The 13,450-nt window shown below is 72.9% G+C and carries 10 protein-coding genes; 7 read left to right on the top strand and 3 right to left on the bottom strand.

Translation table 11 applies throughout. The features are described 5' to 3' along the window. Positions 1-2: 2 nt before the first annotated feature. Positions 3-866, bottom strand: coding sequence for a bifunctional 5,10-methylenetetrahydrofolate dehydrogenase/5,10-methenyltetrahydrofolate cyclohydrolase (locus tag WMF45_RS21005; protein WP_437718656.1), 864 nt, complete (start codon positions 864-866; stop codon positions 3-5). A gap of 146 nt (positions 867-1,012) precedes the next feature. Here WMF45_RS21005 and WMF45_RS21000 point away from each other — a divergent pair, with 146 nt between their 5' ends. Both WMF45_RS21000 and WMF45_RS20995 read left to right on the top strand, forming a co-directional pair. Next, positions 1,013-2,395, top strand: coding sequence for a nicotinate phosphoribosyltransferase (locus WMF45_RS21000; RefSeq protein WP_437718655.1), 1,383 nt, complete (start codon positions 1,013-1,015; stop codon positions 2,393-2,395). Positions 2,396-2,461: 66 nt separating this feature from the next. Beyond that, positions 2,462-3,145, top strand: a complete 684-nt coding sequence (locus tag WMF45_RS20995; RefSeq protein WP_437718654.1) for a cysteine hydrolase family protein — start codon at positions 2,462-2,464, stop codon at positions 3,143-3,145. A 54-nt stretch (positions 3,146-3,199) separates the two neighbouring features. Here WMF45_RS20995 and WMF45_RS20990 read toward each other — a convergent pair whose 3' ends face one another. Next, positions 3,200-5,206, bottom strand: coding sequence for an EAL domain-containing protein (locus WMF45_RS20990; RefSeq protein ID WP_437718653.1), 2,007 nt, complete (start codon positions 5,204-5,206; stop codon positions 3,200-3,202). A gap of 297 nt (positions 5,207-5,503) precedes the next feature. Between WMF45_RS20990 and coaE the strand changes: the two genes are divergently transcribed. The 3 genes from coaE to WMF45_RS20975 all read left to right on the top strand — a co-directional run bounded on the left by coaE (position 5,504) and on the right by WMF45_RS20975 (position 8,554). Further along, on the top strand, positions 5,504-6,154 hold the full coding sequence (gene coaE, locus WMF45_RS20985) for a dephospho-CoA kinase (protein WP_437718652.1): 651 nt from the start codon (positions 5,504-5,506) through the stop codon (positions 6,152-6,154). A 65-nt stretch (positions 6,155-6,219) separates the two neighbouring features. Beyond that, the gene (locus WMF45_RS20980; RefSeq protein ID WP_437718651.1) at positions 6,220-7,776 is read left to right on the top strand and encodes a ribonuclease H-like domain-containing protein; all 1,557 of its coding nucleotides are present in this window, start codon (positions 6,220-6,222) and stop codon (positions 7,774-7,776) included. Positions 7,777-7,903: 127 nt separating this feature from the next. Next, positions 7,904-8,554 carry a DUF72 domain-containing protein gene (locus tag WMF45_RS20975; RefSeq protein WP_437554090.1) on the top strand — a complete coding sequence of 217 codons (651 nt, stop codon included), beginning with the start codon at positions 7,904-7,906 and terminating at the stop codon, positions 8,552-8,554. A gap of 194 nt (positions 8,555-8,748) precedes the next feature. On the opposite strand, the gene lnt is transcribed toward WMF45_RS20975, so the two are convergent. Continuing rightward, positions 8,749-10,464: an apolipoprotein N-acyltransferase gene (gene lnt, locus WMF45_RS20970; protein WP_437718650.1), complete on the bottom strand. Its 1,716-nt coding sequence runs from the start codon at positions 10,462-10,464 to the stop codon at positions 8,749-8,751. 409 nt (positions 10,465-10,873) lie between these two features. Between lnt and WMF45_RS20965 the strand changes: the two genes are divergently transcribed. Next, positions 10,874-12,145, top strand: a complete 1,272-nt coding sequence (locus WMF45_RS20965) for a hybrid sensor histidine kinase/response regulator (protein ID WP_437718649.1) — start codon at positions 10,874-10,876, stop codon at positions 12,143-12,145. Further along, complete coding sequence (locus WMF45_RS20960; RefSeq protein ID WP_437718648.1) at positions 12,145-13,317, top strand: cysteine desulfurase family protein; 1,173 nt, start codon at positions 12,145-12,147, stop codon at positions 13,315-13,317. Before WMF45_RS20965 ends, WMF45_RS20960 begins: the two co-directional genes overlap by 1 nt. Positions 13,318-13,450: the final 133 nt, after the last annotated feature.

Genomic DNA, 13,450 nt, shown 5'->3' with positions numbered 1-13,450 from the left:
CGTTACCGCTTCGCGACGCGCGCTTCCGCGGCGCGCAGCGTCGTCTCGAGCAGCGACGCGATCGTCATGGGGCCGACGCCGCCGGGCACCGGCGTGATCCAGGCGGCCCGCTCCCTGACGGCGTCGAAATCGACGTCGCCCACCAGCTTGCCCGCGTCGTCGCGGTTCATGCCGACGTCGATCACCGTGGCCCCTTCCTTGATCCAGTCGCCGCCGATGAGCTTCGCCTTGCCCGCCGCCGCCACGAGGACGTCCGCCTCGCGGCAGAGCGCCTTCAGATGGCGCGTGCGCGTGTGGGCGATCGCGACCGTCGCGTTCCGCGCGAGCAGCAGCTGCGCCATCGGCCTGCCGACGAGGTTGCTCCGTCCCACCACCACCGCGCGGGCGCCGGCGAGCTCGACGCCCGCCTCCGCGAGCAGGCGCATGCAGCCGACCGGCGTGCACGGCGCGATGCCGCCCGGGCGGCCCATCGCGAGCAGCCCTGCGTTCACCGGGTGGAGGCCGTCGACGTCCTTCGCGGGATCGATGGCGTCGAGCACGGCGTGCGCGCGGATGTGCGCCGGCAGCGGCAGCTGGACGAGGATCCCGTCGACGGTGTCGTCCGCGTCGAGCTCCGCGACGCACGCGAGCAGCTCGGCCTCGGTCGTCGCGGCCGCGAGCGTGCGGAGCCGTCCTCGAATGCCGACCTCGTTCGACATCCGCTCCTTGCTCCGCGTGTGCGTCACGCTGGCCGGGTCCTCACCGACGAGCACCACCTCGAGGCCGGGGGGCCGACCGTGGGCGGCCACGAAGCGCGCCGCCCCCTCCCGCACCTCGTCGCGGACCTTCTGCGCGATCGCCTTGCCGTCCAGGATCTTCGCCGCCATGGCCGCGGAGCTTAGTCCAGCCGCGGCCGTCGCGGGGGCGCTGCCCGCAGCGGCCCGGGGAGCGATCGGGAGGATGGCCGGCACACCGCCTCACGCCACGCGATCTTCCGGTTGACCCGTACGTCCAGCGTCTCTAGCCATGATCTGTGGACGCGCTGCACACCGATCTCTACCAGCTGACCATGGCGGCGGGCTATTTCCACCGCGGCATGGCCTCGCGCGTCGCGACGTGCGAGCTCTTCGTGCGGCGGCTGCCCCGGCACCGGCGCTTCCTTGTCGCGATGGGCCTCGCGCGGGTCGTGCGCTACCTCGAGGAGCTCCGCTTCACCGAGGAGCAGATCGCCTACCTGAGCGCGCTGCCCGCCCTCGCGGACGCGATGACGCCGGCGTTCTGCGGCTACCTGCGGGACTTCCGCTTCCACGGCGACGTCTGGGCCATCCCCGAGGGGACCGCGTTCTTCGCGAACGAGCCGGTCCTGCGCGTCACGGCGCCGCTCATCGAGGCGCAGCTCATCGAGACGTTCGCCCTGTCCGCCATCAACCACGCCACCGCGATCGCGTCGAAGGCCGCGCGCATCGTCCTGGCCGCCGGCGACGCGGGGGTCATCGAGTTCGGCAGCCGCAGGGCGCACCCGGAGGCGGCGATCGACGCTGCGCGGGCCGCGTACGCGGTCGGCTGTGTCGGCACCTCCAACGTCGAGGCCGGGATGCGCTTCGGCATCCCTGTGCTCGGGACGGCCGCGCACATGTGGACCATGGCTCACCCGACGGAGCAGGCCGCGTTCGAGGCCTACGTCGCCGTCTTCCCGAGCGCGGCGATCCTGCTCGTCGACACCTACGACACGCTCGTCGGCGCGGCGCGCGCCGCGGCGATCGCGCGCGACAAGCTGAAGGGGGTCCGGCTCGACTCCGGCGACCTCGCCGCGCTCAGCGTGGCCGTGCGGAGGATCCTCGACGACGCAGGCTGCAGGTCGGCGAAGATCGTCGCCTCCGGCGATCTGAACGAGCACCGCATCACCGAGCTCCGGCGCGTCGGGGCGCCCATCGACCTCTACGGCGTCGGGACGGACCTCGTGACGTCGATCGACGCCCCGGCGCTGGGCGGCGTCTACAAGCTCGTGGAGATCGGCGACGTCGAGCGGGGCGCGGGAGCAGAGCGCACGCCCATCGCGAAGTTCTCGGAAGGGAAGGCGACCCTGCCCGGCGCGCACCAGGTGCACCGCTTCCGCGATCGATCGGGGAAGCTCGCCCGCGACGTGATCGCGCTCGAGGGCGAGCCGATGAGCCCCGACGCCGAGCCGCTGCTCGCGCCCGTGATGGCGCGCGGCGCCCGGGTCGCGCCGCCCGAGGGGCTCGACGCCGTCCGGCTGCGCGCGCGCGCGCAGCTCGCCGGGCTCCCGGACGCGCTCCTCTCCATCGACGACGAGCCCGAGCAGGGCGCGCCCTTCGCGGCCGACGTGTCGCCGCGGCTCGGCGCGCTCGTGGAGACCGTGCGCGCCCGCGTCGTCTCTGGCGCAGGACAGCGGTAGCGAGCGAGACCCCTGGCGAGCGCGGCCGCGAGAGGCCGCGCGCCCCCCACGACAGGAGACGACGACATGGCGAGCGGTAAATGGCCCCGACAATCTTCGCCCCCGAGGGTGTTCATCGACGTCGACGTCCAGCGGGACTTCTGTGAGGAGACCGGCGCGCTGTACGTGAAGGGCTCGCCGAACGCGCTGTTCCGGAGGCTCACCGAGCACGCCGTCGCGCACGGGATCCCGATCGTCGGCTCGGTCGACTCGCACGCGTGGGACGCGTGGGAGTTCGCGTCGAACGACACGCCGGCCCCCGAGGGCGGCAAGCCGGGCTTCCCTGACCACTGCGTGAAGGGGACGCCTGGCTGGCTGAAGGTCGAGGGGACGCTGCCGCCGCGCTACCGCTTCCTCCCCAACGTGGAGCGCGCGCCCATCGACGCGGCGGTGCGCGAGCTCGCGGCGCGCAGGAGCCACGCCGTCTACTTCGAGAAGGAGGTCTACAGCCTCTTCGCGAACCCGCTCGCCGAGGCGTTCCTGCGCGAGCTCGCCGCGGCGCTCGGCGATGCGCCGGAGCTCGTGGTCTACGGCGTGGCGACCGACTACTGCGTCCGCGCCGCCGCCCTCGGCCTCGCCCAGCGCGGCTACAGCACGGTGCTCCTGACCGACGCCGTCGCCGGCATCACCGACGCCGGGGTCGCCGCCGCGCTCGCCGAGATGCAGGCCGCCGGCGTCGCGCTCACGACGTCGTCAGCGCTTCTTTTCTAGGCAGGATCCAGCGGATCGCGCGGCGAGCCCGCGCGGGCTCCTGCCGCGATCGCGTCAGCGGCCTTCCGGCGAGCCGGTCGTGTCCGGGATGCTCGGCTCGCCCTGGGCGCGCAGGGACCCGCAGAGGTCCACGAGCGGCTGCGGCTTGTCGAAGTGCCACCCCTGCGCGTAGTGGATGCCCATCGACGTGAGCAGCTCGGCGATCTCCTGGTTCTCCACCTGCTCGGCGACGGTCTTGATGCCGAGCGTGTCGCCGATGCGGTGCACCGACTCCACGATCGCGCGGTGGAGCGAGTTGTCCTTCAGATCGCGCACGAACATGCCGTCGATCTTGACGTAGTCGACCGGCAGGCTCTCCAGGTAGCCGTACGACGCGTGCCCGCTGCCGAAGTCGTCGATCGCGAACCGGCACCCCATGGCGCCGAGCTCCTGCATGAACCACAGCACCTCGCCGAGGTTGGCGAGCGCCGCCGTCTCGGTGATCTCGAAGCAGATCTTGCTCGGCGGCACCTGCGCCCGGTGCAGCTGCTCGACGATGAAGTCGAGCAGGCCCTCGCGCAGCAGCGACACGCCCGACAGGTTGATCGAGCACGTGTCGAGGCGCCTCAGCGCGTGCTGCGGCAGCGCGCCGATGAGCCGGAACGCCTGGCGCGCGACGTAGCGATCGATCACGTGGATCAGGCCGCTCTGCTCCGCCGCCTGGATGATGCCGACCGGCGAGTAGAACCGGCCGTCCTCGCCGAGCTGCCGCACGAGCACCTCGAAGTGCGCGCCGCGGGGCGTGTGCGCCGCGCCCGGCTTGATGAGCGGGTGGATGCCCTGCGAGTAGAGCCGGAGCCGCCCCTCGGCGAGGTGGCGCTGCAGGCTCGCGACCCACTGCATCGAGCGCCGGCTCGTCGTCATCTGCTGGTCGTCGAGGTAGACCTGCAGCCTCCCGCGCCCGTTCTCCTTCGCGATGCGGCACGCGTGATCGGCGGCGCCGAGCACGTCGACGGCCCGCTCGAAGTGCGGGGTCAGCACCACGAGCCCGATGCTCGCGCCGATCGAGAACGTCTTCTCCGCCCACCCGAACCGGAACTCGAGCAGGCAGATCTGCAGGTCGCGCGCGATCCGCTCCGCTTCCCGCTCGTTCTTGTCCGCGAGCAAGAGGACGAACTCGTCGCCGCCGATCCGCCCGGCCGCGTCCTTCGGGCCGACGATCTCGTGCACGCGCGTCGCGACCCACTGGAGCAGATCGTCGCCCGCCTCGTGCCCGCACGTGGCGTTCACGAGCCGGAAGCGATCCAGGTCGATGTAGCAGAGCGCGTACGGCGTGTTGTTCGCCCTGCAGTCGTTCAGCGCCTCCTCGATGCGATCGATGATCGCGTACCGATCGAGGAGCCGCGTCAGCGCGTCGTAGCGGGGCTTGGCCGGGTGGATCGGCAAGGGCCCCGGCGCGCCGAGCTCGCGGAAGAGGATGAGCTGCCCGGGGGCGGGCGGCGGCGGCCTCGAGTCGCGCTGGCTCTCGCGCGTGGGTCGCCCCGTGAGCGTGCCGATCGTGTGGACGACGGGGATGACCGAGCCGTCGCGGCGCTCGAGCAGGGCGGTGTACCGCGCGGACGTCGGTCGAGGAGCCGTGGCCGCCTCGGGGCCGGCGAGCGGCGCGCCCGGCGTGCGCAGCGCGCCCTCGTCGATGATCACGGGCGCGAGCGGCGCCACCGGCTCGCGCCGCGGCGTGAGCGCGGGCTGCGGAGCGGCCTTCGCCGGCGCGCCCTCGTCGAACAGCTCGGTCATCTCTCCGACGTCGATGTCCGGATCTCCGCTCGTCGTCCCCGCCGCCGGGATCAGCCGGAGCACGCGATCGAGCAGCGCGCCGCGCGCCTCGACGATCGACCAGCCGGTCAGCCGCTCCGCTGCCCCGTTCACGCGCACCACGCGCTGCTCGGCGTCGACTTCGATCACGCCGACGTCGAGCTCGGACAGCCACGCGGCGACTTGCTTGTCCGGCGAGCCACGGTGCGCGTCCGAGCGATCGAACGCGGCGTGCAGGCTCGACTCCGGCCGGTCATCGATCTTTGCCACCACCCCGTTATGGTAGTTGCATTCCCGGAGAAGCGGACTTCTTAAGCGCCGACGGCGAGGAAACTCGACGGTCGCAGACCCCCCTTGGAGGTAGGCTCGGGTCGTGGTGGTCACGAGGCGAGCAGGCGCTCCGGGCAGACGTGGGCGCCGGCGCAGGTCGCACCTTCTCCCGGCGCCGGCCGCGCTCGACCGCAGAGGCGACAAAGGTAGGTTCTGACGCAATGCGTTGTGATGCTGGGTCGAGATCAGGCAGCGGAGAGGCGGGCTGGCCGCTCCAGGTAGGGGGTTGAGGCGGCCATGGGGATCGTCCTGTTCGGGCTCACCGGCGGCCTGGGATCCGGCAAGAGCACGGTGGCGGCTCATTTTCGCGCGCGGGGGCTTCCGGTCATCGACGCCGACGCGCTCGCCCGCGAGGTGGTGGCGAAGGGAACCGAGGGGCTCGACGCGGTGGTGCGCGCCCTGGGCCCGGAGGTGGTCTCGCCGGACGGCTCGCTCGATCGCGCGCGCGTCGCCGCGGTGGTGTTCGCGGATCCGGACAAGCGCCGCCAGCTGAACGCGATCGTGCACCCGCGCATCACGGCGCTCACGCTGGAGCGCGCCGCCGAGCTCCAGGCGCAGGGCGAGCCGCTGGCCTGCTACGAGGCGGCGCTCCTCGTCGAGAACGGGGTCGCCGATGCGTTCCGCCCGCTCGTCGTGGTCGCTGTGCCCGAGGCGGTCCAGATCGCCCGCGCGATGGCGCGGGACGGCGCGGCCGAACACCACGTACGCGCCCGGCTCGCCGCGCAGCTCCCGCTCGCCAGCAAGGTCGCGGTGGCCGACTACGTCATCGAGAACTCCGGCGATCGCGCCGAGACCGAGCGGCAAGCCGACGAGGTGCTCGCCTCGATCCGGGCGAAGCTCGGCGTCGGTCCCAGCGCCGCGCGCCAGGGGTCGGGCCAGGATCCCTGACGCGGCCTCCGCTGGACCACTGACTTGATGCGCAGTGCCCGGCGTGGAAACCTCGCGACCGGCCGATGACGTCGTTCAAGTCGAAGCTCGCGCGGCTCGGACCGCTCCCGGCGGAGCGGCGCGGCGCTGCGCCGCTCGCCCCCGCGCAGGCGTCGCAGGATCGCGGTCCCGCCGTGGACGGCGTCGGCCCCTCCGGAGCTCCTCTCGCACCGCCGGCCGCGGCGCCGGCTCCGACCGACGCGGCGCCGGCCGCGGTGGCGCCTGCCGCGGCGTCTGCATCGCCCCCGACGGGCGTCGCTCGACCGTCGCTCGACGATCTGCGCGAGCGCATTTCCCGCATCGTCGCCCGGGGCGCGCCGCCGACCCCCAGGGCCGATCCCGCGCGCGGCGAGCTCCCCTTCCATGTCGAGCAGACGCCCGGGGGGCCGCTCTATGCGAGCCGCACCCGCTCGCTCGCGGCGGCCCGCGTCGGCCGCGCGCCGCTCGTCGCCGCGCGCGACGCCGATCCGGCCATGCTCGCGCTCCTCTCGCTCGATCCGGGGCTCGCCGGCTGCGACGTGCGGCGGGCGCTGTTCCTCGATACGGAGACCACGGGCCTCGCGGGCGGCACGGGCACCGTGCCGTTCCTGATCGGCCTCGCCTGGTTCGACCCCGGGGCGGACAGCGCGGGGCCGCTCGGCGAGCCTTCGTCCGACGGCTTCGTCATGGAGCAGCTCCTCCTGCGCCGCCTCGGCGAGGAGGAGCCCATCCTGCGCCGCCTCGCCGAGCGCCTCGCCGGCGCCTCGATGATCGTCACGTACAACGGCAAGGCGTTCGACATGCCGCTCCTGCGCGCGCGGTACGTGATGAACCGCCTGCCGCCGCCGCCGGAGCTGCCGCACCTCGATCTCGTCCACGTCGCGCGCCGCATCCACAAGGCCCGCCTGAAGAGCCGCACCCTCATCGCCCTCGAGCACGACGTGCTCGGTCGGGTGCGCGTCGGCGACGTGCCCGGCGGCGAGATCGTCGCGTGTTACGCCCACTTCCTGCGCACCGGCGATGAGGAGGCGCTGATCGGGGTCGTCGAGCACAACGCCGCCGACGTGCTCGCGATGGTCGCGCTGGTCGGCCTCTACGGCGAGCCGCTCGGCAGCCTCGCCGCCGGCGATCTCGCCGGGGCGGCCGCGACGCTCCGGCGGGCGGGCGCGCTCGAGCGCGCGGCCGAGCTCGCGGACGCGGCCGTCGAGCGCGGCGGCGGCGCGGTCGCGCGGCGGGCGCGCGGCGACATCGCGAAGGCGCGCGGGGACAAGGCGCGAGCGCTCGCGGACTACGAGGTCCTCGCGGCCGAGATAGACGATCCCTCGGTGCGCCTCGAGCTTGCGAAGCTCTACGAGCACCACGTGCGCTCCTTCGCCCGCGCCCTCGAGCTGGCCGACCAGGGGACCGCGGAGCCCGAGCCCGCGCAGGCCCGCCGCCGGGCCCGCCTGCAGCGCAAGGTCGATCGCAGCGCCGCGGCGCTCGCGCTGCCGTTCGGGCAAGCCGCTGGCGCTGGCGCGGGCGCGGTCGACGGCGCTCCTGAGCGCCCGTGCTCCGAGCCAGCGGCGCCGCGGCGCGAGGGGGACGCGAGGGGGAGGGAGGAGTGAGCGGGCATGCACTTCGTCCACCACGTCCTCGCGCCCCAGCGTCATCGTTCGGGCGTCCGGGCGAGCCGATCGAGAAATCCATCGGTCTGGCTTCTCGCCAGCGCGCGCGTGGGCTAGGGTGGGGGCGATGATTACCGTCGGCTGCGCCGGTTTTCCCGTCCCAGCGACGCGCTATTTCCGCGAGTTCATGTTCGTGGAGGTGCAGGAGACCCATGTGTCCCTCCCGGGACCTGGAACGATCCGGCGCTGGCGGCGCGAAGCTCCAGGCGGCTTTCGCTTCGCCCTGCTCGGTCCGCGCGAGATCGGGCAGGAGGGTTTTAGGGACGGCAAGGTCATCGAGACGGCGCTCAAGAGCATCGAGGCGGTCGCGGATGAGCTCGAGGCGAAGCTCGCCGTCTTCGTCGGCCCCCCGGAGTTCACGCCGACGCGCGCGAACAAGGCCATCCTGCGCGAATTCCTCGTCAACGTGAAGAAGCGCTTCGAGCGCGTCGTCTTCGAGCCTCCGCCCGGGTGGGATCCGGACGAGTGCGACGAGCTCACCCAGGAGGTCGGCGCGCTCGCCGCGCGCGATCCGCTGAACGCGGGGCTCTCGCGGCTGAAGGTGGCCTACTACCGCCTGCACGGTCCCGCGGGGCACAAGTCGCGCTACGAGGATCCGGCGATCGAGCGGCTCGCGGAGATCGCGCGCGGCGCGAAGCACGACGACGCGACGTACGTGTTCACGAACGTCGACATGTTCGCCGACGCGAAGCGCTTCAAAAAGGCGATGAAGCTCTGAGCGGCGGTCGCCCGCTTCGGATACGGGCCCATCTCGACGTTTTCTGTGCTCAGCGTACGTGAGTACGCTTCCGCGCAGAAAACGCCGAGCTGGGCCCGTCTCCTGTGCGGGCGACCGCCGCTCTTGGGTCGATCGAGCGTCCGCCGCGCCGCCCGCGGGCGGCGTCGGCGTGTGCCACGCGAATGCGGGGCGGCTCAGCCTTCGCCGCGCCCGAGCCGCCAGCGCTTCGGCCGCGTGAACAGCGCCATGGCGGCGCTCGCGAGCGCGGCGAGGTACCACGGGATGTCCTTCACGGTCCCGTAGACGGTCTGCGCGCGCATGAAACGGGCCTCGCCGAGGAGCGACTGCTCCTTGAACGTGTCGCTGTGCGCGACGACCCGCCCGACCGGGTCGACGATCGCGGAGACGCCGCTGTTCGTCGCGCGCACGAGGTAGCGGCGGTGCTCGATGGAGCGCATCTTCGCGAGCGCGAGGTGGATCCACGGCTCCGTCGAGTCGCCGAACCAGGCGTCGTTCGTGAGGTTGACGAGGAGGTCGGGGTCGCCCTGGGCGACCAGCTTGTTCACGAAGTGCGGCAGGATGTCCTCGTAACAGATCATCGTCGCGAGCCTGTGGCCGTCCCACTCGAGCGGAGCGAGCGACGTGCCGGCGCTGAAGCGGCCCGAGTTCGGCGACAGCTTGTAGAGGTACGGGAACATCTCGCCGAACGGGAGGTACTCGCCGAACGCGAGCAGGTATTGCTTGTCGTATCGACCGAGGATCTCGCCGTCCTTGCCGGCCATGAGCGCCGTGTTGAAGCTCACGCCGCGCTCGTTCCGGTCAGCCGGTAGCCGGTGGATGACGGTGCCGACCACCGTGGGGACGCCGAGGCGGCTCGTGAGCGACCGCTGGACCTCGCGCTGGTAGGCGGACTCGCGGAAGGCTTGCGGCACGCCCGCCTCGCTCCACACGACGAGCTCCGCGCCCTGCTGAGCGAGCTCCCGGGTCCGGCTCACGTGGATCTTGAGCGCGTTCCGCCGGTCGAAGAGCGCGAGGTTCGGCTGGACGATCCCGATCTTGATCGGCTCGGCCGCGGCGGCGGCCGCGTCCACGGCGCGGATCCGGAGGACGCCATACACGGCGGCGAGCGCGGGGGCGGCGACCCCCACCGCGAGGACCGCGCGGTTCAGCGGGCGACCGCGTCGCGGCGGGCCGGCGTCTCGGCCGGCTTCGCCCGGCGCGGGGCTCGCGCGATCCAGCCGGTGCGTCACGAGCTCGGCGATCGCGAGGTTCGCGGCGACAAGCACCAGGCCGACGAGGTAGGGGCCGCCGAGATCCGCGACCTGGCCCATCACCGGCGCGTTGTGGACCGAGGCGCCGTAGTACCAGGGGAAGAGGAGCGGAAAGACGAGCTCGCTCGTCACGAACGCGAGCGCGAAGGCCACCGAGCCCGGCCATCCGCGCGCCTCGGCCCGCCCGTAGAGCCAGCCGCACAGCGCGATCCTCCCGGCCTGGTAGCCGCAGAGGATGGCCATGAAGAGCGCGCAGAGGATCGTGGGGAATCCGCTGAACACCCGCAGCATCTCGAGCAGCCAGTAGAAGCCGGTCATCGTCATGACGAAGCCGGCGATCCAGCCGAGCAGCGCCGCGCGCCCGGGCGTCTGTCCGCGCAGCGCGACGATCAGCGGGACGAGGCCGAAGAACGAGATCGGCCAGAGATCCATCCCAGGAAACCCGAGAAAGTAGAAGAGCCCGCTGAGGGCCGCGAGCGCATAGGCGAGGCGCGCGGGCAGCGCGCGCGCTGCTCTTCCCGCGCTCGCCGGGGGGTCCCCCGCGCTGCGCGGCGCGTCCGGTAGAGGGAGGCTGGCGGTCTCTCCACCCTCGGCGTCTGCGACGGCAGCCTCGCTCTCTTGCTGGTGCGCGGTCGTCATCGGGAGCGCCCGGGGAAGGGAAGGCAGCGCGCCGTCGTGACGGCGGCGCGGTGGAACCTGGAAGGGCCGAGCATGGCGGCCCCGTATTGAAGGGACGCTGTCGCTCCGTCAACCCGCTCGGCGCGAGCCAGGCAACCCGCTCGGCGCGAGCCAGGCAACCCGCTCGGCGCGAGCCAGGCAACCCGCTCGGCGCGAGCCAGGCAACCCGCTCGGCGCGAGCCAGGCAACCCGCTCGGCGCGAGCCAGGCAACCCGCTCGGCGCGCGCCAGGCAACCCGCACCGCAAACGAGCGCTCCGGGCGGACGACCCCGGCGCTGGGCGCGCCCGCGCAGCCTGGGCAGGCGGTGGAAGTTCGCGCAGAACGTGCCTGAACCCCCACGATCGCGACTACTATGCGCACGCAGAGCCCATGTCGAAGATCCTTCACATCGAGGACGATCCCGCGAACCGCCTGCTCGTCCGCAAGCTGCTCCAGAACGCGGGCTACGAGGTCCTAGAGGCCGCCGACGGGCTCGAGGGGGTACGTCTCGCCTGTACGCAGCACCCCGACCTCGTCCTCGTCGACCTGAACATCCCAGGCCTCGATGGGTTCGAGGTCACCCTGCGCCTGCGCGGCGAGGCGTCGCTCGCCGGCGTCCCCATCGTGGCGATCACCGCGGAGGGCGACCGGGACACGAGCCTCGCCGTCGGCTGTGACGGCTTCCTCCAGAAGCCGATCGACGCGCGCTCCTTCCCGTCGATCATCGCCCGCTACCTCAGCGGCGCGCGCGAGGAGCTCCCCGCGTCCCAGGGGCCGCTCCGGCTGCGCGAGCAGAGCCAGCGCATCGTCGCTCATCTGGAGCAGAAGGTGGCCGAGCTCTCGCGCGCCAACGCCCGGCTCCGCGAGCTCGACGCCGCGCGCACCGAGTTCTACCGCAACATCTCCCACGAGCTCGCGACCCCGATGACCCCGATCGTCGGGTACGTGAAGCTGCTCGCCGATGAGGAGCTCGGCCCGCTCAACAAGGCGCAGAAGAAGGCGCTCCTCGCGATGGAGGACTGCGTCCGCAGGCTCCGCTCGCTCATCGACAACCTCCTCGACGTCACCGGCATCGAGACGGGCCGGATGCGCTTCATGCACTCCGAGTACGACTTCCTCGACACCACCCGGCGCGCCCTCGCCCAGGTCGCCGACCGCTTCGCCGAGGGGAAGGTCCAGCTCGTCGAGGATCTGCCGCGCGGCCCGCTCCCCGCGTGGGGCGACGCAGGACGCCTGCAGCGGGCGATGATCCAGCTGTTCGAGAACGCGGCGAAGTTCACGCCGGCCGGCGGCACCGCGGGCGTGCGGGTCACCGTGCTCCAGTCGGGGCACTACGAGCTCTGCGTCGCCGACAGCGGGCCCGGGGTCAAGGCGGACCGCCAGTCGCGCATCTTCGAGCCGTTCTATCAGGTCGACGGCTCGGCCACGCGCGCCTACGGCGGCGTCGGCGTCGGGCTCGCGATCGCGCGGCGCACCGCCCGTGGGCTCGGCGGCGACGTGCGCGTCGCGTCTCCCGGCAACGAGATCATCGAGGGGGAGACGCTGACCGGGGCCGCGTTCTACCTGACGGTCGCCCGGCGAGCGCCCTTCCAGGACGACGGCAGCTCCCCCGGACGGCTCGGCCCGCCCTCGTCGCCTCCCGATCCCTCGTCGTCCATCTGATGCACCCGGCCGCTCGCGCCATCTACCTCGACTGGAACGCCACGACGCCGCCGCACCCCGAGGTCCTGGCCGCGATGCAGTCCGCGGCGGAGGTGGCCTGGGCCAACCCCGCGAGCGTCCACGGACCCGGGCGTCGGGCGCGCGCGTTCATCGAGCAGGCGCGGGAGGCGGTCGCCCGGCTGACGGGCTTCGACGCGCGCGACGTGATCCTCACCTCGGGCGGCACCGAGGCCAACAACCTCGCGCTCTGCCACGCGTTCGACGAGCGATCCGGGGCGCTCGTCGTCTCGCGGATCGAGCACCCGTCGGTGACCCGCGCCGCCGAGGCGCTCGCCGGCCGCGGCATACACGTCGCGTGGATCGATCCCGAGCCGTCCGGCCGGGTCGCGCCGGAGGCGATCGCTGCCGCCTTGGATCGAGCGGCGGCCGTCGCGCCCGTGCGGCTCGTGAGCCTCCAGGCGGTGAACCACGAGACGGGGATCATCCAGCCGATCGCCGAGGCGGCGGCGATCGTCCACGCCCGCGGGGCGCGCCTCCATGTGGACGCCGTCCAGGCGGTGGGACGCCTCCCGCCGGAGGCGTGGGCCGGGGCGGATCTCGCGTCGATCGCGGCCCACAAGATCCGCGGGCCGAAGGGGATCGGCGCCCTCGCGGTCCGGCCGGGCATCCGGCTCCGGCCCGTCCTGCTCGGAGGCGCTCAGGAGCGCGGGCTGCGGCCCGGGACGCAGGACCCGCTCGCCGCGGCTGGCTTTGCCGTGGCCGCCCGGCGCGCGATCGGCGGTCCTGCCCGCTACGCAGCGCTCGCGCCGCTCCGCGATCGCCTCGAGGCCGAGCTCGTCGAGATCGGGCGCGCGGCCGGCGCCGCGCCGATCCGCAACGGGGACGACGACCGCGCTCCCCACATCACGAACCTCTCCTGGCCCGGCTGGCGCGGCGACGAGCTCTGCGCCGCGCTCGACCTGGAGGGCGTCGCCGTGTCCAGCGGATCGGCCTGCAGCGCCGGGACCGCCGAGCCTTCCCCCGTCCTCACGGCGATGCTCGGGCCAGAGCGCGCAGCGTCCGCCGTGCGCTTCTCGATCGGCGAGGACACGACCGAGGCCGACCTCGTCGAGGCCACGCGCCGCGTGGCCCGCGTGCTCTCCCGCCTGCGATCGCTTCGAGCCGGAAGCTGAGCCGATCCCGTCGCTTACCGGGAACCCGTCGATTCTTGAACCATCCCTCGAGCCATTCCGGATAAGCGCGCAGAGAAGGATGAGTCCACAGGGGTATCTATTCGTAGCGATTGAGCTTTTTGGGGGGGCTGTG

Origin of the sequence: Sorangium sp. So ce448, assembly GCF_051520915.1 — a bacterium.
GTDB classification, from domain to species: Bacteria; Myxococcota_A; Polyangia; order Polyangiales; family Polyangiaceae; genus Sorangium; species Sorangium cellulosum_B.
This window is presented reverse-complemented; position numbering and strand designations above follow the sequence as displayed.

Coding starts and splice junctions, on each gene's coding strand:
- WMF45_RS21005 (WP_437718656.1), bottom strand. CDS start 866: ATGGCGGCGAAGATCCTGGACGGCAAGGCGATCGCGCAGAAGGTCCGC.
- WMF45_RS20995 (WP_437718654.1), top strand. CDS start 2,462: ATGGCGAGCGGTAAATGGCCCCGACAATCTTCGCCCCCGAGGGTGTTC.
- coaE (WP_437718652.1), top strand. CDS start 5,504: ATGGGGATCGTCCTGTTCGGGCTCACCGGCGGCCTGGGATCCGGCAAG.
- WMF45_RS20980 (WP_437718651.1), top strand. CDS start 6,220: ATGACGTCGTTCAAGTCGAAGCTCGCGCGGCTCGGACCGCTCCCGGCG.
- WMF45_RS20975 (WP_437554090.1), top strand. CDS start 7,904: ATGATTACCGTCGGCTGCGCCGGTTTTCCCGTCCCAGCGACGCGCTAT.
- lnt (WP_437718650.1), bottom strand. CDS start 10,464: ATGACGACCGCGCACCAGCAAGAGAGCGAGGCTGCCGTCGCAGACGCC.
- WMF45_RS20965 (WP_437718649.1), top strand. CDS start 10,874: ATGTCGAAGATCCTTCACATCGAGGACGATCCCGCGAACCGCCTGCTC.
- WMF45_RS20960 (WP_437718648.1), top strand. CDS start 12,145: ATGCACCCGGCCGCTCGCGCCATCTACCTCGACTGGAACGCCACGACG.